General features: G+C 70.0%; 26 protein-coding genes. 9 read left to right on the plus strand and 17 right to left on the minus strand.

What is annotated here, in order from left to right; all coding sequences use genetic code 11:
• The coding region (locus ACM14_RS27660) for a PLP-dependent aminotransferase family protein (RefSeq protein ID WP_065347922.1) at window positions 1-1191 on the plus strand (1191 nt) is incomplete at its 5' end.
• Window positions 1192-1211: 20 nt separating this feature from the next.
• Here ACM14_RS27660 and cobT read toward each other — a convergent pair.
• Window positions 1212-2429, minus strand: a complete 1218-nt coding sequence (gene cobT / locus ACM14_RS27665; protein ID WP_084027458.1) for a nicotinate-nucleotide--dimethylbenzimidazole phosphoribosyltransferase — start codon at window positions 2427-2429, stop codon at window positions 1212-1214.
• A 119-nt stretch (window positions 2430-2548) separates the two neighbouring features.
• On the opposite strand from cobT, the gene ACM14_RS27670 reads away from it, so the two are divergent.
• The 7 genes from ACM14_RS27670 to otnI all read left to right on the plus strand — a co-directional run bounded on the left by ACM14_RS27670 (window position 2549) and on the right by otnI (window position 9613).
• Complete coding sequence (locus ACM14_RS27670) at window positions 2549-3316, plus strand: FadR/GntR family transcriptional regulator (protein WP_013803197.1); 768 nt, start codon at window positions 2549-2551, stop codon at window positions 3314-3316.
• A gap of 146 nt (window positions 3317-3462) precedes the next feature.
• Window positions 3463-4101: an aldolase gene (locus ACM14_RS27675; RefSeq protein WP_034391854.1), complete on the plus strand. Its 639-nt coding sequence runs from the start codon at window positions 3463-3465 to the stop codon at window positions 4099-4101.
• Between the two features lie 114 nt (window positions 4102-4215).
• Window positions 4216-5547 carry an MFS transporter gene (locus ACM14_RS27680; protein ID WP_065347923.1) on the plus strand — a complete coding sequence of 444 codons (1332 nt, stop codon included), beginning with the start codon at window positions 4216-4218 and terminating at the stop codon, window positions 5545-5547.
• Between the two features lie 43 nt (window positions 5548-5590).
• Entirely contained in the window at window positions 5591-6571 is a 981-nt protein-coding gene (gene denD / locus ACM14_RS27685) for a D-erythronate dehydrogenase (RefSeq protein WP_065347924.1), read from the plus strand.
• Window positions 6568-7500, plus strand: coding sequence for an L-threonate dehydrogenase (ltnD, locus tag ACM14_RS27690; protein WP_065347925.1), 933 nt, complete (start codon window positions 6568-6570; stop codon window positions 7498-7500). Before denD ends, ltnD begins: the two co-directional genes overlap by 4 nt.
• Window positions 7497-8780, plus strand: a complete 1284-nt coding sequence (gene otnK / locus ACM14_RS27695) for a 3-oxo-tetronate kinase (RefSeq protein ID WP_065347926.1) — start codon at window positions 7497-7499, stop codon at window positions 8778-8780. Before ltnD ends, otnK begins: the two co-directional genes overlap by 4 nt.
• 35 nt (window positions 8781-8815) lie before the next feature.
• Entirely contained in the window at window positions 8816-9613 is a 798-nt protein-coding gene (otnI, locus tag ACM14_RS27700) for a 2-oxo-tetronate isomerase (protein ID WP_065347927.1), read from the plus strand.
• 85 nt (window positions 9614-9698) lie between these two features.
• On the opposite strand, the gene ACM14_RS27705 is transcribed toward otnI, so the two are convergent.
• The 10 genes from ACM14_RS27705 to ACM14_RS27750 form a co-directional block, all read right to left on the minus strand.
• Entirely contained in the window at window positions 9699-10070 is a 372-nt protein-coding gene (locus ACM14_RS27705) for an oxidoreductase (RefSeq protein WP_013803204.1), read from the minus strand.
• A gap of 288 nt (window positions 10071-10358) precedes the next feature.
• A complete protein-coding gene (locus tag ACM14_RS27710) occupies window positions 10359-10790 on the minus strand; it encodes a hypothetical protein (protein WP_013803206.1) in 432 nt (143 codons plus the stop codon).
• A 143-nt stretch (window positions 10791-10933) separates the two neighbouring features.
• Entirely contained in the window at window positions 10934-12439 is a 1506-nt protein-coding gene (locus tag ACM14_RS27715) for a cobyric acid synthase (RefSeq protein WP_065347928.1), read from the minus strand.
• Complete coding sequence (locus ACM14_RS27720) at window positions 12426-13469, minus strand: aminotransferase class I/II-fold pyridoxal phosphate-dependent enzyme (protein ID WP_065347929.1); 1044 nt, start codon at window positions 13467-13469, stop codon at window positions 12426-12428. Before ACM14_RS27720 ends, ACM14_RS27715 begins: the two co-directional genes overlap by 14 nt.
• On the minus strand, window positions 13466-14548 hold the full coding sequence (gene cbiB, locus ACM14_RS27725; protein WP_065347930.1) for an adenosylcobinamide-phosphate synthase CbiB: 1083 nt from the start codon (window positions 14546-14548) through the stop codon (window positions 13466-13468). Before cbiB ends, ACM14_RS27720 begins: the two co-directional genes overlap by 4 nt.
• Window positions 14545-15252: a 5,6-dimethylbenzimidazole synthase gene (gene bluB / locus ACM14_RS27730; protein ID WP_065347931.1), complete on the minus strand. Its 708-nt coding sequence runs from the start codon at window positions 15250-15252 to the stop codon at window positions 14545-14547. Before bluB ends, cbiB begins: the two co-directional genes overlap by 4 nt.
• 39 nt (window positions 15253-15291) lie before the next feature.
• On the minus strand, window positions 15292-15861 hold the full coding sequence (gene cobO, locus ACM14_RS27735) for a cob(I)yrinic acid a,c-diamide adenosyltransferase (protein WP_013803210.1): 570 nt from the start codon (window positions 15859-15861) through the stop codon (window positions 15292-15294).
• 63 nt (window positions 15862-15924) lie between these two features.
• Entirely contained in the window at window positions 15925-16581 is a 657-nt protein-coding gene (locus ACM14_RS27740) for an aspartate/glutamate racemase family protein (RefSeq protein ID WP_034391838.1), read from the minus strand.
• 17 nt (window positions 16582-16598) lie between these two features.
• Window positions 16599-17516 (minus strand): amino acid ABC transporter substrate-binding protein, encoded by a 918-nt coding sequence (locus ACM14_RS27745; RefSeq protein ID WP_065347932.1) that lies wholly within the window; start codon window positions 17514-17516, stop codon window positions 16599-16601.
• A gap of 71 nt (window positions 17517-17587) precedes the next feature.
• Complete coding sequence (locus ACM14_RS27750) at window positions 17588-18931, minus strand: aspartate aminotransferase family protein (RefSeq protein ID WP_065347933.1); 1344 nt, start codon at window positions 18929-18931, stop codon at window positions 17588-17590.
• Window positions 18932-19091: 160 nt separating this feature from the next.
• Between ACM14_RS27750 and ACM14_RS27755 the strand changes: the two genes are divergently transcribed.
• Entirely contained in the window at window positions 19092-19970 is an 879-nt protein-coding gene (locus ACM14_RS27755; RefSeq protein ID WP_034391831.1) for a MurR/RpiR family transcriptional regulator, read from the plus strand.
• Here ACM14_RS27755 and ACM14_RS27760 read toward each other — a convergent pair.
• From ACM14_RS27760 to ACM14_RS27785, 6 genes are all read right to left on the minus strand, one after another.
• The gene (locus ACM14_RS27760) at window positions 19967-20764 is read right to left on the minus strand and encodes an aminoglycoside phosphotransferase family protein (protein ID WP_084027459.1); all 798 of its coding nucleotides are present in this window, start codon (window positions 20762-20764) and stop codon (window positions 19967-19969) included. The genes ACM14_RS27755 and ACM14_RS27760 overlap by 4 nt on opposite strands.
• Before the next feature lie 17 nt (window positions 20765-20781).
• Window positions 20782-21579, minus strand: coding sequence for an ABC transporter ATP-binding protein (locus tag ACM14_RS27765; protein WP_065347934.1), 798 nt, complete (start codon window positions 21577-21579; stop codon window positions 20782-20784).
• Window positions 21576-22559: an iron ABC transporter permease gene (locus ACM14_RS27770; RefSeq protein ID WP_043819441.1), complete on the minus strand. Its 984-nt coding sequence runs from the start codon at window positions 22557-22559 to the stop codon at window positions 21576-21578. Before ACM14_RS27770 ends, ACM14_RS27765 begins: the two co-directional genes overlap by 4 nt.
• A gap of 41 nt (window positions 22560-22600) precedes the next feature.
• A complete protein-coding gene (locus ACM14_RS27775; RefSeq protein WP_065347935.1) occupies window positions 22601-23479 on the minus strand; it encodes an ABC transporter substrate-binding protein in 879 nt (292 codons plus the stop codon).
• A complete protein-coding gene (locus tag ACM14_RS27780) occupies window positions 23476-24069 on the minus strand; it encodes a bifunctional adenosylcobinamide kinase/adenosylcobinamide-phosphate guanylyltransferase (RefSeq protein WP_013803219.1) in 594 nt (197 codons plus the stop codon). Before ACM14_RS27780 ends, ACM14_RS27775 begins: the two co-directional genes overlap by 4 nt.
• Window positions 24066-25123, minus strand: a 1058-nt coding sequence (locus ACM14_RS27785) for a cobyrinate a,c-diamide synthase (protein ID WP_065347936.1), incomplete at its 5' end; no start/stop codon positions are given. The genes ACM14_RS27785 and ACM14_RS27780, both read right to left, overlap by 4 nt.

The raw sequence follows: 25123 nt of genomic DNA on the forward strand, positions 1-25123 counted from the left end.
GCCGCCGAGGCGGCCGCCGCGCCCCCCTGCGCACCCCGCACGGCCCGCCGCCTGGACCGCATCGCGCCCACACGCCACGCCATCGACCGCAGCCTGCCCCTGACGCCGGGCACGCCCGCGCTGGACAGATTCCCCCTGCCCGCCTGGCGCCGTTCGCAGGACCGCGCATTGCGCCTTCCCGCCAGCGCCACGCTGGACTATGGCGATCCTGCGGGCGAGCCTGCACTGCGCCTGGCCATTGCGCAGCACCTGCGCATCTCGCGCGGCGTGCGCTGCGATGCCTCGCGCATCATCGTCACCGAAGGCGCCCAGGGTGCGCTGGACCTGTGCGTGCAACTGCTCTCCAACCCGGGCGACCATGCCTGGCTGGAGGAGCCCGGCTACCGGGGCGCCAAGTCGGCCTTTGCAGGGGGTGACCTGTGCGTCAGCACACTGCGCGTGGATGCGGATGGCGCAGCCATCGCGCCCGGCCTGTGGGACAGCCATCCTCCACGGCTGATCCAGATCACGCCGTCGCACCAATATCCCACGGGCGCCGTGCTGTCGGTGGCTCGCCGGCTGGACTTGCTGGAGCGCGCGCGCCGCGCGGGGGCCTGGATCATCGAGGACGACTACGACAGCGAATTCCGCCACCAGGGCACGCCCATCGCCGCCATGCAGGGCCAGGTGCCGGACGCGCCCGTGCTCTATGTGGGCACCTTCAGCAAGACCATGTTCCCGGCACTGCGCATGGGCTTTGTGGTGCTGCCGCAGGCCCTGGCAACCAGCGCGGCATCCGCCGTGCAGGAGATGCTGCGCGGCGGCCACCGCCTGGAGCAGCTGGCCATGGCGGACTTCATGGAAAGCGGCCAGTTCTCGCGCCACCTGGGCCGCATGCGGCGCCTGTACCGCGAGCGCCAGGCGGCCCTGCGCGAGGCGCTTGCCACGCAACTGGGCGTGGAGCATGAGGTGCTGGGCGGCCACGGCGGCCTGCATTTGACCGTGCGGCTGCCGCCGGACCTGTCCGACCGTGCCATCGTGGAGCAGGCGCGGCGCGCCGGCATGAACCCGGGCGCCCTCTCGTCCTTCGCCCTGGCACCGCTGCCCCAGGACAACGGCCTGGTGATCGGCTATGGCAACACCGATGCCGCGCGCTTCGGCGCGCTGGTCAGGCGGCTGGGCAAGCTGGCGGCAGCTGCGTTACCGCGCTAGCCGCGCCGCGGCTCCAGCAGCTATGCCTGTTCCGAACGCGTGCTCACCCCTGCCTGCGCAAAGCTGGCCATCTCGCCCAGCATGGCGCAGGCCGACACCAGCAGCGGCCAGGCCAGGGCCGCGCCCGAGCCTTCGCCCAGGCGCAGCTGCCAGTCCAGCAGCGGCTCGGCACCCAGGTGGGCCAGCATGCGCACATGGCCGGGCTCGCCCGAGCGGTGCGAGAAAACGCAGCGCTCCAGCACGGCCGGCTGCAGGCGGCTGGCCACCAGCACGGCGGCCGTGGTGATGAAGCCATCGACCACGATGACACGGCGCTCGGCGGCGGCCTGCAGCACGGCGCCCACCATGGTGGCGACCTCGAAGCCGCCCATGGCCGCCAGCGCGTCCAGCGGTTCCGTGGCCTGGGCGTGCAGCTGCAGCACCTCCTGCAGCACCCCGATCTTGCGGGCCAGCCCGGCTGCATCCAGGCCGGTGCCCGCACCCGTGACCTCGGCCAGCGGTTCGCCGCACAGCCGCGCCAGCAGCAAGGATGCGCTGGAGGTATTGCCAATGCCCATCTCGCCCAGCAGCAGCGCATTGCCCGGCAACTGGCGCACCAGGGCCGCGCCGTTGCGCAGGGCCATGGCGCATTCGGTGGCCGTCATGGCCGGGCCCTGGCTGCAGTCGCGCGTGCCGTAGCCCAGCTTGCGGCGCCACAGGCGCGGCTGGCCGGGCTGGGGTAGCTTGTCGTCGGGGTCCTGCTCGCGCGCGGGAAAGTCGCGTGCCACGCCGCAGTCCACCACGTTCAGCGCCAGCCCATGCTGGCGCGCCAGCACGCTGACGGCGGCGCCGCCGGCCATGAAGTTCTCGACCATCTGCCAGGTCACATCCACCGGATAGGCCGACACGCCGCGCGCAGCCAGCCCATGGTCGGCCGCAAACACCAGCATCTGCGGCTGCTGCAGCACCGGCCTGTCCTGGCCCAGGATGCAGGCAATGCGCAGCGCCAGCTGCTCCAGCCGCCCCAGCGCGCCCAGCGGCTTGGTCTTGTGGTCTATGGCGTGCTGCACGCGCTGGGTGAAGGCGGCATCGGCCAGGGAGGCGATGGCGGCATTGGCGCCATCGTGCGAGTGTTCTGTGGGTGCAGCGGAATGCGGGGTGGGCGTTGACATGGCGAAGCGGCCTTGGCCCGGGGCGGGCGTGGCGGGCGGATTGCAAAGGCGCAAGTATGGCGCTCCGCGCAACTCCGGCAGAACCATCGGTCTCTTTCCTGCCGCCATGGACGGTCTGGGCGTCGATTGCCGCAGCAGGCCGTACAGGCCGGCCCGTTCTGAGACAATCGCTGCCACACGTGTCTCCCCAGCCCCCCACCCCCTCCATGACGGTTTCCTTCTCGGCCATCCAGCCCGGTCTCAAGCTTGCGGACCAGGTTGCCCGGCAGCTGGAGGCGCGCATCCGCGCCGGCAACCTGCAGCCGGGGCAGAAGCTGCCGACCGAGGCCGAGCTTGTGCAGCAGCTCGAGGTCAGCCGCACCGTGGTGCGCGAGGCGGTGTCCCAGCTCAAGTCGCGCAACCTGGTGGAATCGCGCCAGGGCAGCGGCGTGTTCGTGAAGGCGGCAGGCATAGAGCCACTGGACTTCGAAGGCCTGCCGGCGGCTGGCAGGAATGCGCTGATCCAGATCACCGAGGTGCGACGCGCGCTGGAAGCCGAGGTGGCCGAACTCGCGGCGCGGCGGCGCAGCGAAGAGGACATGCAGCGCATCCACGATGCGGAGAGTGCCCTGGCCGAGGCCGTGCGGCTGGGCCGTGATGGCGTGGAGGAGGACATGGCGTTTCACCGCGCCATTGCCCAGGCTTCGGGCAACCCGTTCCTGATCAGCACGCTGGACTACCTGTCGCAGTTCCTGCGCGGCGCCATGCGCATCACGCGCGCCAACGAGGCGCGGCGCGAGGACTTCGGCAAGGCCGTGGAACGCGAGCACCACAGCATCGTGCTGGCCATCGAGGCCGGCGACCCCAAGGCCGCGCGCAAGGCCGCCGCCACGCACATGGGCAACGCCATAGACCGCATCCACCGCGCCGACGCCAGCTTCTGGGAGCAGGACGGCGAACGCCTGGCCCGCGACATCCTGGCCGCCAAGCCCTGAACCTCCGAAGCCATCCCTTGGCGCATGGCCAAGGGTTTCCACCTTGTTTGGGTTTTTGCGCAAAATTTGTATGATGACCTGATGACAATATCAGTCACACCTCTTTTTGCAGCCGGCACACCTGGCCTTTTCCTGGGCGTTCATCCATGAGCGACGAATCCCGCATCCGCGAGCAGATCTGCGCCACCGGCGCCAGCCTCTACCAGCGCGGCTACACCGTCGGCGCTGCCGGCAACATCAGCGCGCGCCTGCATGACGGCTGGCTGATCACCCCCACCGACGCCTGCCTGGGCCGGCTAGACCCGGCCGAGCTGTCCAAGGTCGATGCCAGCGGGCAGTGGGTCAGCGGCGCCAAGCCTTCCAAGACCCTGGTCCTGCATCGGGGCATCTATGGCAATGACGGCGAGGCGCGTGCCGTCATCCACACGCATTCCACGCATCTGGTGGCGCTGACGCTGTCCGGCGTCTGGCGCGAGGACGAGGTGCTGCCGCCCATCACCCCCTACCAGGTCATGAAGGTGGGCCGCATCCCGTTGATCCGCTACCGCCGGCCCGGCGATCCGCAGGCCGCCGCCGAGGTGGCCGCGCTGGCCGGCCAGGTGCGCGGCGCCTTGTTCGAGCGCCTGGGCCCCGTGGTCTGGGAACGCTCGGTGGAGCAGGCCAGCCATGTGCTGGAAGAGCTGGAGGAAACCGCAAGGCTCTGGCTCATGACCCATCCCCGGCCGCAGCCCCTGGACGCGGCCGCCATCGACGAGCTGCGCACCACCTTCGGGGCGCGCTACTGATTTACACCGCGGCGCCCACGGCCGCATTCCACCACCCAGCCCATCCACAGCCGCGCAGCCGCCAGGCGGCGCACCAAGCGGCGAATCAAGCGGCGAACCCAAGGGAGACTTGAAATGACGACAACGGATATCGCATCCGGCCAGGCCGGGCCCCACCCTGCCCAGGCCGACTCTCCGGAGACGGCGCGCGCCTACGCCAAGGTGTTCTGGCGCCTCGTGCCGTTCCTGATGCTGTGCTACGTGATCGCCTACCTCGATCGCGTGAACGTGGGCTTTGCCAAGCTGCAGATGTCCCAGGATCTGGGCTTCAGCGAGACCGTGTTCGGCCTGGGCGCAGGCGTGTTCTTCATCGGCTACTTCCTCTTCGAGGTGCCCAGCAACCTGCTCATGCACCGGCTGGGCGCGCGCGTCTGGATCGCCCGCATCATGATCACCTGGGGCATTCTGTCGGCCATGTTCATGTATGTGGAAACGCCCACGGGCTTCTACATCCTGCGCTTTCTGCTGGGCCTGGCCGAGGCGGGCTTCTACCCCGGCGTGATCCTGTACCTGACCTACTGGTACCCGGCCCACCGGCGCGCCAAGATCGTGGCGCTGTTCATGTCGGCCATCCCCGTGGCCGGCATCTTCGGCAACCCGCTGTCGGGCTGGATCATGCAGGCCTTCCACGGCGACCATGGCCTGCACGGCTGGCAGTGGATGTTCCTGATCGAGGCCATTCCCGCCCTGGTGATCGGCGTGGTGACCATCTTCTATCTGGACAACGGCATCTCCAGCGCCAAGTGGCTGACCGCCTCCGAAAAGCAGCTGCTGGCGCGCGAGATCGAGCTGGACCAGCAGCACTCAGGTGCCCAGAAGCATTCGCTCAAGGCCGTTTTCGCCGACCGCCGCGTCTGGTGGATGTGCCTGATCTACTTCGCCTTTGTCGCCGGCCAGTACGGGCTGACCTTCTGGATGCCCACGCTGATCAAGTCCACGGGCGTCACGGGCGCGCTGAACATCGGCCTGCTCAGTGCCATTCCCTTCCTGTGCGCCATCGTCGTCATGAACCTCATGGGCCACAGCGCCGACAAGCGCCGCGAGCGCCGCTGGCACCTGATCGTGCCCGCGCTGATGGGCGCCGTGGGCTTTGCGATGACGGCCTTCTTCGCCGACAACACCGTTCTTTCCCTGATCTTCCTGTCGCTGGCCGCTGCCGGCGTGCTGACCTGCGCGCCGCTGTTCTGGTCGCTGCCCACGGCCTTCCTGTCGGGCACGGCGGCGGCGGCGGGCATTGCCATCGTCAACTCGGTCGGCAATCTCGCGGGCTTCGCCAGCCCTTACATGATCGGCTACCTCAAGGACCTGACCCAGTCCACGCAGGCCGGCATGTTCGTGCTGGCGGGGGTGCTCGTGGTGGGCGCCATCGCTGTCTGGCTCACCCCCGCAAAGATGGTCAACCGCTGACCGGCCCTTCTTCCCATCCTTCAAGCTCCAAGCCCCAAGACACATGAAAGTACTGATCACCGGCGGCGCCGGATTCCTGGGCCAGCGCCTGGCCCGCAAACTGCTCGAACAAGGCGAGCTGACGCTGGCCGGCACCCGCTGGCCCATCCACCAGATCGACCTGCTCGACGTGGTGGCCACCCACGCGATTGACGACACGCGCGTGCGCTCCCTGGTGGGCGACATTGCCGACCCGCAGGTGCTGCGCGGCGCCATAGGCCAGGACACGGCCGTGATCTTCCATCTGGCCGCCGTGGTCAGCGGCCAGGCCGAGGCCGACTTCGACCTGGGCATGCGCATCAACCTCGATGCCTCGCGCGCCCTGCTGGAGACCTGCCGCGCCGTGGGCCACATGCCGCGCGTGGTCTTCACCAGCTCGGTGGCCGTCTACGGGGGCGAGCTGCCCGACACCGTGCTGGACGGCACGGCCCTGAACCCGCAGTCCTCCTACGGCACGCAAAAAGCCATTGCCGAGCTGCTGCTGGCCGACTACACGCGGCGCGGCTTTGTCGACGGCCGCGTGCTGCGCCTGCCCACGATCAGCGTGCGCCCGGGCCGGCCCAATGCGGCCGCCTCGTCGTTTGCCAGCGGCATCATCCGCGAGCCCCTCAACGGCGAGGCGGCCAACTGCCCCGTGGGTGCCACCACGCGCCTGTGGCTGCTGTCGCCACGTCGCGCCGTCGAGGCCCTGGTCGCAGGCTGCGAACTCGATGCCAGCGCCGTCGCCGACCGCCGCCCCATCAACCTGCCCGGCGTGTCCGTCAGCGCGGGCGACATGGTGCGCGCGCTGCGCGAAGTGGCTGGCGACGAAGTGGCCAACCGCGTGAGCTGGCAGCCCGACGACAAGGTCGAGCGCATCGTCGGCAGCTGGCCCGGCCGCTGGGATACCGCGCGCGCCAACCAGCTGGGCCTGCGCGGCGACGAGGACTTTGCGGCCATCGTGCGCGCCTACATCGCCGATGACCTGACACCGGCCAAGCCATGAGCAACGGCACATCCACACCACAGCCCGCAGCACGCGCCGTCGGCGTGATCGGCCTGGGCGCCATGGGCGCCGGCATGGCGCAAAGCCTGCGCCGCGCCGGCCACCACGTGCATGTCCACGACATCCGCCCCGAGGCCGCAGCCGCCTTCGCCGCCGAAGGTGGCACGGCCTGCGCCACGCTGGCCGACATGGCCGCCGCTTGCCGCATCATCGTCAGCGTGGTCGTCAACGCCCAGCAGACCGAGGCCGTGCTGTTCGGCGAAGGCGGCATCGCCCCTGCGCTGCAGCCCGGCTCCGTCTTCGTCATGTGCTCCACCGTGGACCCCAACTGGTCCGTGGCGCTGGAGGCCAGGCTGCAGGCACAAGGCGTGCACTACATCGACGCGCCGATCTCCGGCGGCGCGGCCAAGGCGGCGTCGGGCCAGATGACCATGATGACGGCAGGCCGCCCCGAGGCCTATGCCGCCTGCGAAGGCGTGCTCGACGCCATGGCCGCCAAGGTCTACCGCCTGGGCGACAGCGCGGGCGCGGGCAGCAAGGTCAAGATCATCAACCAGCTGCTGGCCGGCGTGCACATTGCCGCAGCGGCCGAGGCCATGGCCCTGGGCCTGCGCGAAGGCGTCGACGCCGCCGCGCTCTACGAGGTCATCACCCACAGCGCGGGCAACAGCTGGATGTTCGAGAACCGCATGGCCCATGTGCTGGCCGGCGACTACACCCCGCTGTCGGCCGTGGACATCTTCGTCAAGGACCTGGGCCTGGTGCTGGACACCGCGCGCCACAGCAAATTCCCGCTGCCCCTGGCCTCCACGGCCCACCAGATGTTCATGCAAGCATCCACCGCCGGGCATGGCCGCGAGGACGACAGCGCCGTCATCAAGATCTTCCCGGGCATCACCCTGCCCCAGGCTCCATCGGAATCCCCATGACCCTTCTTCTGGGCTGCATAGCCGACGACTTCACGGGCGCCACCGATCTGGCGAACAACCTGGTGCGCGCAGGCATGCGCGTGGTGCAAAGCATTGGCGTGCCTGCCGGCCCGGTGGACGAGGGCGTGGACGCCGTCGTGGTCGCGCTCAAGTCACGCACCATCGCGCCGGCCGACGCCATTGCGCAATCGCTGCAGGCCCTCGAATGGCTGCAGGCCCAGGGCGCCAATGGCCGCGCGCCGCAGATCTACTTCAAGTACTGCTCCACCTTCGACAGCACGCCGCAGGGCAACATCGGCCCCGTGACCGATGCGCTGATGGACGCGCTGGGCTGTGGCTTCACCATCGCCACGCCAGCCTTCCCCGACAACCAGCGCACCGTCTTCAAGGGCCACCTGTTCGTGGGTGATGTGCTGCTCAGCGACAGCGGCATGCGCAACCACCCGCTCACGCCCATGACCGATGCCAACCTGGTGCGCGTGCTGCAGGCGCAGACACGGCGCAAGGTGGGGCTGATCGACCATGTGGCCGTCGCGCAGGGCGAGGCCGCCATCCGCGCGCGCATCGCCGCACTCCAGGCCGAGGGCGTGGGCATGGCCGTGGTCGATGCCGTCTCCAACGACGACCTGCTGCGCCTGGGCCCGGCGCTGGCCGGCATGCCGCTTGTCACAGCGGGCTCGGGCGTGGCCATCGGCCTGCCCGCGAACTTCGGCATCCAGCCCACGGCCCAGGCCGCTGCCCTGCCAACCGCCACCGGCCTGCAGGCGGTCGTCTCGGGCAGTTGCTCGGTGGCCACCAATGCACAGGTGGCGCACTTCATCGCCTCGGGGCGCCCTGCCCTGGCGCTGGAGCCGCTGCGCATCGCCGCTGGCGAGGACGAAGCCGGCAAGGCCCTGGCCTGGGCCCGCCAGCACATCGCCAGCGGCCCGGTGCTGATCTACTCCACGGCCGAATCCGCGGCCGTCAAGGCCGTGCAGGGCCGCCTGGGCGTGGAGCAGGCCGGCGCACTGGTCGAACAGACCATCGCCGCCATCGCCCGGGGACTGGTCGAGATGGGCGTGCGCCAGCTCGTCGTGGCCGGCGGAGAAACCTCGGGCGCCTGCGTGCAGGCGCTGGGCATCGAGCAGATGCGCATAGGGCCGCAGATCGACCCTGGCGTGCCCTGGTGCCATGCCGCCTCGCCCCTGGCGCCGCAGGGCCTGCACCTCACGCTCAAGTCCGGCAACTTCGGCACGACGGACTTCTTCACCAAGGCCTTCGGCGCGCTGGCAAGCGCCTGATGCCACACTCAGCCTCCGTTTTCAGGAAAGCCTTCATGCCCCGTTTCGCCGCCAACCTGTCCATGCTCTACAACGACCTGGACTTTCTTGACCGCTTCGAGGCCGCCGCGCGCGACGGCTTCCAGGCCGTCGAATACCTGTTCCCCTACGACTTCGCGCCCGAGCAACTGGCCCGCCGCCTGCAGGACCACGGCCTGCAGCAGGTGCTGTTCAACGCCCCGCCCGGCGACTGGAATGCGGGCGAGCGCGGCCTGGCCTGCATCCCCGGGCGCGAGGCGGAATTCGCCCAGGGCATGGAACGCGCCATCGCCTATGCCCGGGCCCTGGGCTGCCCGCGCATCCACGTCATGGCCGGGCTCAAGCCCGCAGGCGCCAGCGATGACATCCTGCGCGCCACCTACATCGCCAACGTGCGCCATGCCGCACGGCTGGCCGCGCCCCACGGCATCGCCATCCTGCTGGAGCCCATCAACGGCCGGGACATGCCCGGCTTCTTCCTGAGCCGCCAGGACCAGGCCCATGCGCTGCTGGCCGACATCGCAGAGCCCAATGTCCAGGTCCAGATGGACCTCTACCACTGCCAGATCGTCGAGGGAGACCTCGCCATGAAGATCCGCCAGTACCTGCCCACGGGCCGCGTGGGGCATGTGCAGATCGCAGGCGTGCCCGAACGCCACGAACCCGACGTGGGCGAGGTCAACTACCCCTACCTTTTCTGCCTGCTGGACCAGCTGGGCTACGACGGCTGGATAGGCTGCGAATACCGCCCCGCGCGCGGCGCGGCGGCGCACGCTACCAGCGAGGGGCTGGGGTGGATGAAGGAGTGGCTGTAGCTGTAGCGTCTGCTGCGGCAGCCCGTCATCCGCCAGGCATGGGAGGATGGAGCGGATAGCTGTCCTGCGTATCCGCCGCCTGCGTTCAGGAATATTCCAGATCGCTGTGCTTGCTGGTCACCAGCCGGCCGGCCGACAGCGACATCATCAGCAGCGCAATCGCCTCATGCATGATCAGCGTGTGCGTGTTGCCGGTCTCCACCATCTTGCTGCGCAGCGATTCGCGCACCTGCAGGGAGCCGGTCACGTCGATGATGATGTCCACCGCCGCGTCCACCAGTTCCATGAACCGGGTGGTGACCGGCACGCCGCGCGCGCGTGCCAGTGCGATGCCGGGCTGGTTCAAATCCAGATCGGCCACCCCGAGCAGCTGCACAAAGGGCGCGTCCAGCAATTGCTGCAGCAAGGGAGTGCCGGTCTGCCCCGCACCAATGACCACGATCCGGAAGGCTTGCATGGGATGAATCCTTTTTCCATATGGGAAGTACGGCGCCATCATAGAAATGCCTTGCCGGTGCGCGCTGGTCCGGGACAGGTGGAATGGGTTTGTATGACCCAGATCAAATCCGGTGGACAGGGCGTGGCGGCGGGCCAGGTCTCTACGGTCGAAATTCGATACCGACCGGCTGCCTGCAGCAGGGACCACACCACAGGCTGCTGACGCGGGAGCCTGCATTCGCCCACAAAAAAACCCGCCGGCTTCGTGGCCCGGCGGGTTTTCTCAGGTGAACAACAGCAAGCGCTGTTATTGCCTTACAGGAACCTGCTCCGTGTACTCGCGCAGCACGCCGCCGCCTTCGACGGAGCCGCTGACCTGGCCGTCCTTGACGCGCTCCACGCAGGAGCGGCGGTCGCCTTCGTTCTTGAAGACATCGCAGCGGGCCACGGCATTGCGCTGGAAGTGGTCGCCCGACTGGACGCCGCCTCGGCGCGATTGCTCCTGGACGGCGGCAGCCTCGTGCTGTGCCGGGTCGCGGCGGTCATAGCCGCGCTTGGCGGGCCCCTTGGGCTCAGCGTGCTTCTTGTGGTGGTGGTGGGGCTTGGCCTTTTCCGCAGCGGGCGGCGGGGGCGGCATGCCATCGGGGCCAGGGGCGGGCTGGGCAGTGGCCAGTCCGGCCATGCCAAGCACGGCGGCGCCAATACACAGCTGCAGGGGACGAATCCATGGGTTTTTCATAGCTTCACTCCATTCCTCGTGAAAAAAGTCAAGGCCCAAGCATGCGTGTTTTCCAGCTCCCCATTTATCGGTACAGCACGGCTGCGCATGCAGGCCATGGCCTACAGCTTGCCGCGCCCCCTGCAAGCTGCCCCTGACATGGGTCAAGCCTGGTGCGCAAACCAGCGCTGCACGCCTTCGGCCATGCGTGCGAAGACGCTGTCCAGCGTGGGCACCTCGGCGCCCCACAGGGCGCGCAGCACCTCGGCGTTCTCGAACAGGCCGTGCCAGTAGCAGCCCGCGATGCGGCCATCGGGGCTGTGCCACAGCAGGCCGGGCACGGGCTCGGCCACGGCACTGCCAGCGGCCACCATGTCGGGGCGCACGCTGGTCTGGCCGTGGTGGATTTCATAGACCTGCGCCTGCACGCCAGACAGCGGCGCCAGCGCACCCGGCAGCGGCGGCAGTTGCACGCTGGCGGGCAGCACGGTCTTGTCGGGCGCGAACAGGGTCGTCAGCGGCAGAAGGCCCAGGCCGGCTGCGTTGCCGTCCACGCCATGCAGGTCGATCAGCGCCTCGCCCAGCATCTGCAGGCCGCCGCAGATGCCCAGCACCTGCCGGCCTGCCGCAGCGTGTGCAGCAACGGCGGCATCCAGGCCCTGGGAACGCATCCAGGCCAGATCGGCAGCCGTGGCCTTGGAGCCGGGCAGGATGATCCAGTCCGCGCCTGCCAGCTGGGCCGGCGTGCGCGCCCAGGCCACGCGCAGGCCCGGCACCTGCAGCAGGGGCTGGAATTCGTCGAGGTTGCTGATGCGCGGGTAGGCAATGATGGCAATGGTGGTGTGCACGGCGCGCCCCGCCCCTCCTCCAGAGCCACGGTCGTCAAAGACGCCATCCTCCTCCGGCAGGCCATGCTGGAACTGCATGGGGATGGTGGCCACGGTGGGCACGCCGGTGCGCTCCTGCAGCATCTGCGGGGCGGGCGCCAGCAGGCTGGCGTCGCCCCGGAACTTGTTGAGCACGAAGCCGCGGATCAGTGCCTGTTCTTCCGGCGGCAGCAGGGCCCAGGTGCCGTAGAGGTGGGCGAAGGCGCCGCCCCGGTCTATGTCGGACACCAGCAGGCAATGCGCGCCGCAGTGGCGCGCCACGCGCATGTTGACGACGTCGCTGGCATGCAGGTTGATTTCTGCGGGGGAGCCGGCGCCTTCGATGACGACCACATCGTTGTCGGCGCGCAGGCTGTCCAGCGCCTCGGCGATCTGCGGCCAGACGCGGGCGCTGCGGCCGCGCCAGGGCAAGGCCGACAGCTCCTCGCTGACCCGGCCCAGCAGCACGACCTGGCTGCGCATGTCGGCCTCGGGCTTGAGCAGCAGCGGGTTCATGCGCACATCGGGCGCGCAGCCTGCCGCCAGGGCCTGCAGGTACTGTGCCGTGCCGATCTCGCCCCAGGCACCGCCCGGCGCGGAGACCACGCGCGCGTTGTTGCTCATGTTCTGCGCCTTGAAGGGCGCCACCTTGTAGCCCTGCGCGCGGTACCAGGCGCACAGCGCGGTGGCGACCCAGCTCTTGCCGGCACCGCTGCTGGTGCCCAGCACCATCACGCACAGCGCGGGGCGCTGGCCGGGCCTGGGCAGGGGCAGATTCACGGCAGCGGGCTCATTCGATTGCATGGTGTTTCTCCATTGGCTGCCAGGCGGCCAGCAAGGCGTTCTGGGATGCGGGCGCCAGCACGCCCATGCGCACGCAGCCGGGCAGGCCGAAGCTGTCGCAGTCGCGCAGCTTGATGCCCTGCGCGCGCAGTTGGGCCAGACGCGTCTGCATGGCGTCGCCCTGCTGGGCCTGCGGCCAGCGCGCCACAAAGTAATTGGCCTGCGAGCCGGGCAGTACCTGCCAGCCCAGGCGCTGCACCAGATCGAGCTGCTGCGCCTTCCAATCGCGCAGCCGTTGCAGGCTTTGCGCCAGCCATTGCCGGGTGGCCGGTGCGGTCCAGGCCGTGAGCATGGCCTCGCCATGGGCGCCCACGGGCCAGGATGGTGACAGGGCACGCAAGGCATCAATCTCGTCGTGCGGCACGGCTTCGGGCGCAATGGCGTAGGCCGCGCGCACGCCGGTCATGCCCAGGGCCTTGTTGGGGGTCCACATCTGCCAGGCATCGCGCACCTGGGAGGGCACGGCGGGTTCCATGCCCGGCTCCAGTCTGAGGGGGGCATAGGCGCAGTCGATCACGCGCCAGGTGCCGGGCGGTGCGGGCTCGCTCCACAGGGGCCAGACGTCTTCGGGCTGGCCCAGCGGGCTCGATGGCGCGCAGGCCCAGTGCAGGCCGGGGCCGGCTTCGGTGATGCCGTCGCGCGCAGCCAGGGGCAGACGCCAGACCTGCGCCGCGTGGGCGTAGTCGCCGTAATGGTGGGCCGGCAGGCTGGCGACGGCCGCGCCTTCGCGCGCTGCATGCATGGTGATGCGGTGGATGAAATCGCTGGCGCTGGCCGCGATGACGATGCGCTCGGCCGTAACGCCATGAAAATCCGCCAGGCGCGCACGCAGCGCCGTGTACTGCGGGTCCGGGTACTGGGCCGCGTGTGCCTGGGACAGTGCATCCAGCGCTTGCGGGCAGGGTCCGCAGGCATTGCGGTTGGTGGAGAAATCGTGCGCGGGCACGCCCAGCGCATCCGTGCCACCGTGGGTGACTGTCATTGGTTTCATCGTGTCTGCCCCGTCATCACCCATCCAAGGACCAGCGCGAGGGCCGCCCCTGCAGCCACCAGCATGGCCACCACGCGGCCCGCATGCACCACGGCCTGCTGCAGCTCGGCCGCCTGCGGCACGCGGCCTGCGGGGTTGAGCACGTAGACGCCGGGCTTGCCCAGGCGCACGCCCAGCAGCCTTGCCATGGCGCCCATGGGCCAGCCGCCGTTGGGCGACGGGGTGATGCGCGCGTCCTGGCGCAGCGCACCCCAGCCCGGCCGCCGGCCGGCGGCCAGGCCGGACAAGGCCAGCAGCAAGGCGGTCAGGCGCGCCGGTATCCAGTTGAGCAGGTCATCGGCACGCGCCGTCCATTTACCAGCCCATTGCCAGTGGCGCCGGTCATCGCCCTGCCCGCGCCAGCCCGGGTAGCCCCACATGGCATCGGCCGTATTGGCAAAGCGGTAGAGGGCCGCGCCCGGCAGGCCGGCCACGGCAAACCAGAACAGCGGCGCCAGCACGGAGTCGCTGAGGTTCTCGGCCAGGGTTTCGATGGCGCTTTCGCGCACCTGGCCAGCGTCCAGCTGCGCTGTATCCCGGCTGACCAGCCAGGTCAGCCGCTCGCGGCCTGCGGGCAGGGATTGCTGCAGTGCAGCTTCCACGGCCAGCACCTCGTCGCGCAGCATGCGCCAGGACAAAAGCGGCTTGAGCAGCACGCCCAGCACCAGGGCGCCCAGCCACCATGGCATGGGCGGCAGCAGCCACTGGATGAACGCGTAGATGGCGAAGAACAGCAGCGCCAGCAGGCACCAGGCGACGGCGCCCAGCGCAAAGCGTGGCCAGTCGCGCACATGTTCCTCGCGTGGGGCAATTCTTCGCCCAACCGCAGCCAGCAGCCGGCCCATGGCGACCACGGGGTGCATCCACACGGGCGGCTCGCCCCAGAGCCGGTCGATCAGCAGGGCCACGGGAACGGCCAGCGCGGCGGCCAGGGCGTGGCGCGCCCAGGGTTCGGACACAGGCTGCGACAGCGCCTGCCAGCACCACCACAGCGGGCTGAGCGCGGCGCCCAGCAGTTGCCAGGAAGGACTGTCGCTCATGCCTGCGGCTGCGGACCGGCGGCGCGCTGGCCCCAGAAGTCGTCGTAGAGCATGTCCTGCAGCGGTGCGCGGCTGGCCCACTTTTGCTGCTGCAGCATGGGCTCGGCATAGTAGGCGGACACGGGGCCCAGGCACAGCACGGCCAGCGGCCGGCTGCCCACGGGCATTTGCAGCAGCGCGGCCAGCACCTCGGGATCGAACAGCGAGACCCAGCCCAGCCCCAGCCCCTCGGCACGCGCGGCCAACCACATGTTCTGGATGGCGCAGGCGGCCGAGGCCACGTCCATCTCGGGCAGGGTGCGCCGGCCGAAGACATGGGCCTCGCGCCCTGGCGGCATGGCCACGACCAGCACCTCGGCCGCATCCAGCACGCCCTGGACCTTGAGCTGCATGAAGTCTTCCTCGCGCTCGCCCAGCGCACGCGCGGTCTGCAGGCGTTCCTGCTCGATCACGGCATGGATCTCCTGGCGCAATTGCGCATCGCGCACGCGGATGAAGCGCCAGGGCTGCATGAAGCCGACGCTGGGCGCATGGTGGGCGGCGCGCAGCAGGCGCAGCAGCACCTCGGGCGCGACTTCGCCGCCGCAGAAGTGGCGCATGTCGCGCCGCTCATGGATGGCTCGGTAGACGGCTGCCCGCTCGGCCTCGGCAAAGGGTTGGGCGGGAATGGTCTCTGGCGCCCGGGATTGCGTTTCGCTGCTCATGCCGCCATTGTCCGCCGCAGGCCGGGCCTGCGGGCGGCATCAGTCCTCAATACCACGCTGGGCGGGAATGCCGGCCTGGAAGGCGTGCTTGACCAGTTCCATGCGCGTGACGGTATCGGCCACGGCAATGATTTCCTCGGGGCAGCGGCGGCCCGTGAGCATGACGTGCACATGGCGCGGGCGGTCGGCAAGGGCTTGCAGCACAGGCTCCAGCGGCAGCCAGCCATAAATCAGCGGATAGGTGATTTCGTCGAGCACGACCAGGAAGTGATCACCCGAGAGGATGGCGGTGCGCGCACGCTCCCAGCCCTCGCGCGCGATCTGGGCCGACCGCTCATGGTCCTGGCTCTTCCAGCTGAAGCCGTCGCCCAGGCCCTCGATGGGCATGCCCAGTTGCTCGAACATGCGGTGCTCGCCAAAGCGCGCGGTGGGCACCTTCATGAACTGGAAGATCTTGACGGACTTGCCCCGGCCATGCGCGCGCAGGGCCAAGCCGAAGGCCGCCGTGCTCTTGCCCTTGCCGTCGCCGGTGTTCACCAGCACCAGGCCACGGCGTTCGCCTTCGGGCTTTTCATAGGGCTTTTCCGTCGGGGCCTGTTCGATCTGCATGGGTCTGTCATCCTCAAAAGTTGCACGCGCTGCGGCGGGCATGCGCCGCAGCGGAGCGCCACTTTAACCGAGGCGGGCGCCCAGCCGGCGCTGCAGGGCACGCACGGCGCTGTCCACCGTGGTGAGCACGGGCAGGCCCGTGGCGGCCTCGCAGGCCGCGCGGGCACGCGCCATGCTGAACTGGGCCAGCGCAATGCGCGTGCAGCCACGCGCGGCCAGGGCCCTGGCCTGCTCGACCACCAGGCGGTCATGAGTGGCGGTGTCGCCCCGGTTGAGCGCGTCCATGGCGCCATCGGCCAGGGCGGGCACGAGTTCGATGCCGGCCGGAAACTCCGGCGGCATGGACTGCAGCGTGGGCGCGAAGCTGGAGATCAAACCCAAGGCACCCTGCTGGCCCTGCACGGCCTCCTCGATCATGGCCTCGTTGGGCTTGAGCACGGGCAGCGGCGCATGGCGCGCGGCCACGGCCTCGATGCACGGGCCAAAGGCCGAGCAGGTGAACAAGATCCCCTGCGCGCCCGTGTCCACCGCGTACTGCGCCAGGCGCTGGAAGCGCTCGTGCATGGCGGCGTCCAGCCCGCGCCCGTTGCGCGCCAGGTCGGCCGAGAGGCTGTCGTCCAGAAGGTTCATGCGAACCGCCTCGGGCCAGTCGCGCGCAAAGGCTTCGTTGATGGGAGCGACGGAGTGGCTGAGGGCGTGGATGAGGGCGATGCGGGTCATGGATGCGTGCAATAAGTTCAGATGCCCTTGGACGAGGGATGGGCGAAGGCCTCGCGCGTCTCGGCGTTGAGCGGGTAGTTGATGTTGATGTTCCTGGGCGGGATGGGCGACATGAACCAGCGGTTGTAGAGCTTTTCCATCTCGCCGGACTGCATCATGCCCGTCACCACGCGGTCCACGATGGACTTGAAGCCGGCATCGTCCTTGCGCAGCATCAGCGCCTGGTTCTCGGTGCGCAGGCTTTCGCCGGTGATCAGGTAGTCCTGCGGGTTCTTGGCATTGGCGATCTGGCCGGCGAGCAGGATGTCATCCAGCACGAAGGCCTGGGCACGGCCGCTCTCCACCAGCATGAAGGAGTCCGAATGGTCCTTGCCCGAAAGGTTGGTGATGTCGAGGTTGCGGCCCCGGTCCGCCTCGCGCAGCAGGCGAAAGGACGTGGTGCCCGCCGTCGTCGCCACGGTCTTGCCCTGCAGATCGGCGACGGAGCGCAGCCCCGAGTCCGCGCGCACCAGCATGCGCACGTTGTAGCGGAAGATATCCGGCGAGAAGGCCACCTGCTTTTGCCGCTCCACCAGGTTGGTGGTGGAGCCGCACTCCAGGTCCACCGTGCCGTTGGCCACCAGCGGGATGCGGTTGGCCGAGGTCACGGCCTGATAGCGCACCTGCAGTGCGGGCAGCTTGAGCTGGGCCTTGACCTCGTCCACGATGCGCCGGCAGATGTCCATGCTGTAGCCCACGGGCTTGAGATCGCCATCCAGGTAGGAAAAACCGAACGAGGACTCGCGGTAGCCCAGCGTGATGGCCCCGGCCTGCTGGATCTTGGCGAGCGTGCCGCTGTCCTGGGCATGGCTGGCGACCAGCGGCAGCAGCGCGGCGATCAGGGCGCTGGTCACGGCCAGGGCCGTGCGCTTCAGGGTCGGGCGGGATGGGGTCATGGGGACACTCCTGTGGCGGGGTTGGGGAAAGCGTGGGAAAGCGTGGAAATGCGCGCAAGCGCAGGAACGGATCAGAGAACCTGGGCGAGTGCGGCCTCGATGGACTCGGCCAGGCGCGTGGCGATGGTCTGCAGCTGTTCCCGCGTGGCGATGAAGGGCGGCGCCAGCAGCACGTGGTCGCCCGCACGGCCATCGGCCGTGCCGCCGCCGGGGTAGCACAGCAGGCCGCGCTGCATGGCTTCGGTCTTGATGCGGGCGTTCAGCTTCAGGCCCGCATCGAAGGGCGCCTTGCTGGCGCGGCCGGCCACCATTTCCACGCCCCAGAAGAAGCCGCGCCCGCGAATGTCGCCAACGTGCTCGCCCGCGCGGCGGTGGCTGCCCAGGGCGTGCACCAGCATCTGCCCGAAGGCTTCGCCATCGGTACGCACCTTGTCCAGCAGGCCGTCGCGCCGTATCACGCGCTGCACGGCCAGCGCCGCCGCGCAGGCCACCGGGTGGCCCAGGTAGGTATGGCCGTGCTGGAAGAAGCCGCTGCCGCGCGACATGGCATCGACGATGCGCCCCTGCGCCAGCACCGCGCCCACGGGCTGGTAGCCACCGCCCAGGCCCTTGGCCACGGTGATCAGGTCGGGCACCACGCCTTCCTGCTCGCAGGCATGCAGGGTGCCCGTGCGGCCCATGCCGCACATCACCTCGTCCAGGATGAGCAGCACGCCGTGGCGGTCGCACACCTCGCGCACGGCCTTGAAGTAGCCGGGCACGGGCGTGAGCACGCCGGCCGTGGCGCCGCCCACGGTCTCGGCCACGAAGGCGATCACGCTGCGCGGGCCGTGGACGCCGATGGCCGCATCCAGCTCGTCGGCCAGGCGCTGGCCGTATTGCTCTGGGGTTTCATCGTCGCGCTGGTCGCGGTAGGCATTGCAGGGCGAGACATGGGTGGCCGGCACGAGGATGGGGGCGAACGGCGCGCGCCGCCAGGCATTGCCACCCACGGCCAGCGCACCCAGCGTGTTGCCGTGGTAGCTCTGGCGGCGCGCGATGAAGTGCGTGCGCTCGGGCTGGCCGATCTCCACGAAGTACTGGCGCGCCATCTTGAGCGCGGCCTCCACGGCCTCGGAGCCGCCGCTGACCAGGTAGGCGTGGCTGGTGCCTTCGGGCGCGCCGCGCACCAGTTCCTGCCCCAGTTCCTCGGCCACCGCGGTGGTGAAGAAGCTGGTGTGGGCATAGGCCAGCCGGTCGATCTGGTCATGCATGGCGGCGATCACGTCGGGATGACCGTGGCCCAGCGAGGACACGGCCGCGCCGCCCGAGGCATCGATATAGCTGCGCCCCTGCGCGTCGCGTATCTCCAGGCCGCTGGCGGCGACGGCGACGGGGGGCGTGTGGTGCAGGCGACGATGGAACACATGGCTCATGGCAGTTCTTTCAAGGAACAAATGTTTCATCGCATTATTTGACGGAACATTTGTTCCGTCAACAGAGATTTCAACCACAGCCGTTCCAAGCCGGCCCGCGCCTGGGCTACAGTCGGCGCAGCCAACACCGCCCTTTTCCTCTCCTTCCTCCTGAAAACCCATGTCCGTTCAAGACGACATCCGCCAGCGATTTGCCGAGCTGAGCCCGGCGCTGCAACAGGTGGCCCGCTTCGTGCTGGAGCATCCCAACGATGTGGTCACGGCCTCCATGCGCAGCGTGGGCACGCGCGCCGGCAGCCCGCCCGCCACGCTGGTGCGGTTTGCGCAGTGGCTGGGTTTTGACGGCTGGCCGCAGCTCAAGCAGGCCTTCGCGCAGGACATGGGACTGGGCAGCGACGAGGCCTACGGCCAGCGCGCCAAGGCCCTGGTGGGCCGCGCTGGCGACCATGACCTGGTGGGCGAGACCTTCGAGGTGCACCGCCGCAATCTGGAGGCCACCGAGCGGCGCCTGGGCGACGCCCTGCAGCAGGCCTGCGCACTGCTGGAAAAGGCCCGCAGCGTGCATGTGGCGGGCTTTCGCGCCAGCTACCCCGTGGCCTTTTCCTTCGTCTATGTGTACCGGCTGCTGCGCGCCAGCGTGCACCTGCTGGACGGCCAGGGCGGCACGCTGGAGATGCAATGCCGCGCCATGGAGCGCGGCGACGCCCTGCTGGTAGTCGCCTTTGCGCCCTACTCGCGCGAGGCGCTGGCCGTGGCTCAGGCCGCCCGGGACGCGGGCTGCCGCATCGTGGCACTGACCGACAGCCCCGCCTCGCCCCTGGCGCTGCTGGCCGACGCCACGCTGCTGTTTTCGCTGCACAGCCCGTCGTTCTTCCCCTCCATCACCTCGGCCGTGGCGCTGTCCGAGGCCCTGGTGGAACTGCTGGCCAGCCGCGCCGGCAAAGGCGTGGTGCAGCGCATCGACCAGGCCGAGGAGCAATTGTTTGCCAGCGGTGCGTATCTGGAGGCACCTCGGTCGAGGAAAGCCGGTCGCGACTAGCCCAAGGCCGAAGCCGCCATTTGCGCCACAGCCATCGCAGCGCCAGGATCGTCACCGTCTTCCATGCTCCAGACGGCAGACAGTCCCGACCAGGCCAGCACCCATTGCAACAGGCGCCTTTGCTCTATGCCCGAGACTTCGGCAATGGTGGCCATGCGGTGCGCAAAGCGTCCCGGCGCCAGCGCGCTGGCGGGGTCGGGATTGCTCAGGATGTTGGCGTAGTCGAAGCCGCGCTCACCGTGCAGGCCCTTGGGGTCGATGGCCAGCCAGCCCAGGGGTCCGAAGTCCAGCACATTGCCGTGGTGAAGGTCACCATGCAGCACGGTCACGTCGCGCGGTGCGGCCAGCAGCTCGCGCGCCGTGGCGGCGCACAGGCCGAGCAGGCTGGCGGTTCCATGGCCTTGTGCAAGCAATGCATGGAACCACTGCGTCAGCGGCACCAGGGGTGGCAACGCCTTGGCGCGCGGCAGGTGCAGGCGCTTGGCAGCGGTGCACAGGATGCGCGTGGCCTGCTCATCGCGCACGCCACGGGCCATGTCCACCAGCGATTCGGGTCCTGTGGCGCGCAGCATCAGCAGGGCCGGCCCTTCATGGGCCAGCACAGGCGCGGCACCATCGCCATTCCACCAGGCCATCAGGCGGGCGCCGGCCACCTCTTCGGGCTCCAGCGCAATCTTGAGCATGGCGGGCGTGCCGCCCTGGCGCACGGGCAGCAACACACCGCGCGGCGTGGACAGGGGCTGGCCATCGATGGTCAGAGCCCAGCGGCTCAGATACGGCGCATGGAGAGACATTTTTTTCTAACAGGCGATCAGGGAGCCGCAGCTTGCCCCCGCAGCCGTGGCAGGGCCAGCCACTGCCCGTCGATGGCGCGGATGCGCAGCCGGTGCTCGAACACGGCCTCCAGCGCCGCATGCGTGGCAGCGTCGGCGCAGGCACCCTGGTGCCTTACCTGCCCCTTGTCGAGAATGACCAGGTCCTGGGCCTGCAAGGCCATCGATATCTCATGCAGCACGCTGACCACGGTGCGGCCCTGGGCGACCAGGGCCTGCACGCATTCGAGCCAGTCGGCCTGGTGCGGCGGGTCGAGGTTGGCCAGGGGTTCGTCCATCAGCAGCACGCGGGCCTGCACGGCCAGGGCGCGCGCCAGCAGCACGCGCTGGCGCTCGCCGCCCGAGAGACTGCCCACGCTGCGCATGCGCCAGTCCCAGCCCTGGGTCTGGCGCAGGGCCTGCTCCACGGCGGCATGGTCTGCCTGGCTGGGCGCAGCCAGCCAGCCCTGGTGCGGCAGGCGGCCCAGCATGACCACGTCATGGACCCGCATGTCACCGGCCACGGGCTGGTTCTGGCCCAGCCAGGCGAGCGAGCAGGCCCGTTCGCGCGCACTCCATTGCCGCAGCGGGCGGCCCAGTAGCTCCACTTCGCCTTGCACGCCAGCGCCGGACTCCATGCCTGCCAGGGCGCGCAGCAGCGTGGATTTCCCAGCGCCATTGGGGCCGACGATGGCGGTCCAGCGGCCGGCGGGCAGGGCCAGGCTCAGGCCGCTGAGGACCTGTCGATCGCCCAGGCGAACCTTCAGGGCGCGCGCTTGCAGGGCGGGGGCCGTCATGCGCCCTCCCCGCCGCGCAGGGCGTGGCGGCGGTGCATGAGCCACAGCAGGTAGCTGCCGCCCAGCAGGGCCGTGAGCGCGCCCACGGGCAGCTCCTGCGGGGCGATAAGCCAGCGCGCCAGCAGGTCGGCGGCCAGCAGCAGCACGGCGCCCATGCCCGCGCTGAGCACCAGCAGCCAGCGGTGCATGGACCGCACCATGGAGCGCACCAGATGCGGCGCGGCCAGGCCGACGAAGGCGATCAGCCCGGTCTGCGCCACGGCCGTGCCCGTGGCCAGGGCCAGCAGCAAGATGAGCACCATGCGCAGCGGCGCCAGCGGCAGGCCCAGGCTGTGGGCCGTGGCCTCGCCCAGGGACAGGCCGTCGAGCACGCGGCCCAGGCACCAGGCGCCCAGGGTGGTGGCCAGCAGCACGGCCAGCATCAGCGCGCAGGCGCCCCAGCCGATGAAGGAGGTGCTGCCCAGCATGAAGGCCTGCATGGCCTGCATGATGTCCGGGTTCATCAGCAGCACCAGCGATGCGGCCGCGCCCAGAACCACACCCACCACCACGCCGGCCAGCAGCAGGCGCATGGTGTTGTGCACGCCCTGGGCCAGCACCAGGGTCAGCAGCACGGCCAGGGCCGCGCCCGCAAAGGCCGCGCCCGTGACACCCAGGCGCGCAAGGCCCGCCAGCGCAAAGGGCGAGGCGCCCAGCGCCGCCATGCTCAATGCAACGCCCAGCGAGGCGCCCGAGGCACTGCCCAGCAGATAGGGATCGGCCAGCGGGTTGCGGAACACGCCCTGGGCGATGGCCCCGGCCAGCCCCAGCAGGCCGCCCGCCAGCCACGCGCCCGCCGTGCGGGGCAGCCGGATCTCGGTGACGATCTGCCAGGACAGCGGATCGCTGCGCGCCGCCCACACGCTCTCCCAGCCCGTGCTGCCCACGCCCGCGCCCAGCAGCATGAGCAGGGCACTCACGACCAGCAGGGCCAGTGCCATCCAGGGCGCAGCCCGGCCGCTGTGGTGCCTGCGGGCCGGCCTCACCGTGCGGCCCCGTTCAGGCAACGCGCCATCAGCGCAGCGCCCTCGGCCATGCGCGGGCCGGCGCGCACCAGCACGTCCAGCTCGGCCGGCACAAAGCGGCAGACGCGCCCGGCCTGCATGGCACGCATGCGGCCCCAGCCCGGATAGGGCTCGCCCGATGTGCCCAGGCTGCGGTCGCCGCCCAGGATGAAGTCCGGATCGGCGCGCACCACGAATTCAGGGTTGATGCGCGGGAACGGCCCCAGCTGCGCACCCACGATGTTGCGCATGCCCAGGCGCTCCAGGGTCTCGCCGATGAACGAAGACTCGCCGGCGGCAAAGGGGCCGCGATTGACCTCGAAATACACGGTCTGCCCGCGCAGCGCGGGGTCCATGCTGCGCTCCACCTCCTGCATGCGCGCCTCGATGGCGGACCAGACACGGTCGGCGCCCTGCGCGGGCGGCAGGTCCAGCAACTGGCCCACGGTGCGCAGCACGGCCTGCGCATCGGCATGGGTGCGCGGCTCCAGCGCCACCACCTTGAGGCCCAATGCCTGCAGCCGCGCCACCGAGCGCGAGGCCATGGACACCAGCACCAGATCAGGCTTGAGCGCGACGATGGCCTCGATGTTGGGATCGATTCCGCCGCCCACCACAGGCAGGGTCTTCACATGGGCCGGCCAGTTCGAATAGCGGTCCACGCCAACCAGGCGCTGGCAGCCGCCCAGCTCGCACACGGTCTCGGTCAGCGAGGGCAGCAGGCTGACGATGCGGTGCGGCGGCTGTGGCAGCTCCACCGGAACGCCCCGCCCGTCCGTGACCCGGATGGCAGCCTGCGCCGCAGACAGCGCCAGTGCCAACGCCAGGCCCCACAGGGCGAGACGCCATGGCCTCACGGCTGCGGGCCCTTGAGCGCCAACGGCAGGCCGGCGCACATCAGCGTGACGGTTTCACAGCTTTGCGCCGCACGCTGGTTGAGCACACCCAGCGCATCCACAAAGGCCCTCACCTGCGATCCCAGCGGGATCACGCCCAGGCCGATCTCGTTGCCGACCAGGATCACCGGGCCGGGCGCAGCTTGCAAGGCGGCCAGAAAGGCCGTGCATTGGCCCTCCCATCCGCGCGCCAGTTCCTCGGAAGGCTGGGCCGGCATCATCCAGTTGGTCAGCCACAGCGTCAGGCAGTCCACCACCAGCAGGCGCTGCGGCGTGCTGTGCCGCGCAAGCATGGCGGCCAGGTCCAGCGGCTCCTCAAGCGTGGCCATGCCGGGCACGCGCTCGGCGCGGTCGCGCCGGTGGCGGGCGATGCGCTCGCGCATTTCGTCGTCCCAGGGCTGGCCGGTGGCGATCAGCGCGGCCTCGCGGTCCAGGGCGCCATCGAGCCAGGCGCGGGCCAGCAATTCGGCACGGCGCGACTTGCCACTTTTCTGGCCGCCCAGAATGAGTTGGCTGCGCGCAAGCGAATAGGTGGAGATCTGGTCGGTCATGACGCCTGGCCTGCGGGAATGTCAGCGCCCAGCAGCGCCGCCACGGCGCGCGGCTGCGAGGCAAACCAGGCATGGAAATAGCTGGCGTGCACGCTGCCCTGGCGGTACAGCGCCTCGCCCCGGTCGGGCTGAGGGGCTTGGCCGGGGCGGCTGCTGCGCCCGGCCTCGGCCATGGACGTGTCCAGCCGGCTGTAGTGGAAGGTGTGGCCGCGCAACAGGCCCCAGGGCGTGGGCAGTTGCTGCATGCCCAGGCCGGCCAGGCGCGGCTGCATGCGTGCATGGCCGGGCAACAGGCCCCAGAGGTCCGTGGTCCGGCCCGCAGTGTCGGTCAGTCGTTCGCACAGCGCGAGCATACCGCCGCACTCGGCCCAGACCGGCCGGCCGGCTGCCACGTGGGCGGCAATGTCACCGCGCAGCGCGGCATGGGCGGCCAGCGCGTCCAGGTGCAGTTCCGGATAGCCGCCGGGCAGCCACAGCGCATCGCAATCCGGCAGGCGCTCTGCGGCCAGGGGCGAGAAGAAGGAAATCCGCGCACCCATGGAACGCAGGCAGTCGAGGTTGGCCTGGTAAATGAAGCTGAAGGCCGCATCACGCGCCACCGCCACGGTGCGGCCCGCCAGCCAGGGCTGCACGGCTTCGGCAGGTTCCGGGCACGGTTCAAAGTCCACGGACCAGTCCTGCCAGCTGGCGCTCTGGCCGGCTTCGGCCTGCCAGGGCAACTGGCCCAGCGGCGTGGCCAGCAGCGCATCGGCGGCCACGTCCAGGCGCTGCAGGGCATCGTCCAGCTCATGCGCGGCAACCAGGCCCAGGTGCCGCTCGGGCAGCAGCGAGGTGGTGCCTGCACCCTGCACCCGCGCCAGCGCGCCCAGCCACAGCGAAGGCTCGCGCAGGCCGGCACGCAGCAGGTCGGCATGGTGGGCGCTGCCCACGCGGTTGGCCAGCAGGCCGGCCCAGCGCAGGCCGGGCCGGTAGTGCTGCAGGCCATGGGCCAGTGCGCCAAAGGTGCCGGCCATGCCCGAGGCGTCGATCACGGCCAGCACCGGCAGGCCCAGCC

Origin of the sequence: Delftia sp. JD2 (assembly GCF_001682645.1) — a bacterium.
Taxonomy (GTDB): Bacteria; Pseudomonadota; Gammaproteobacteria; order Burkholderiales; family Burkholderiaceae_C; genus Comamonas; species Comamonas acidovorans.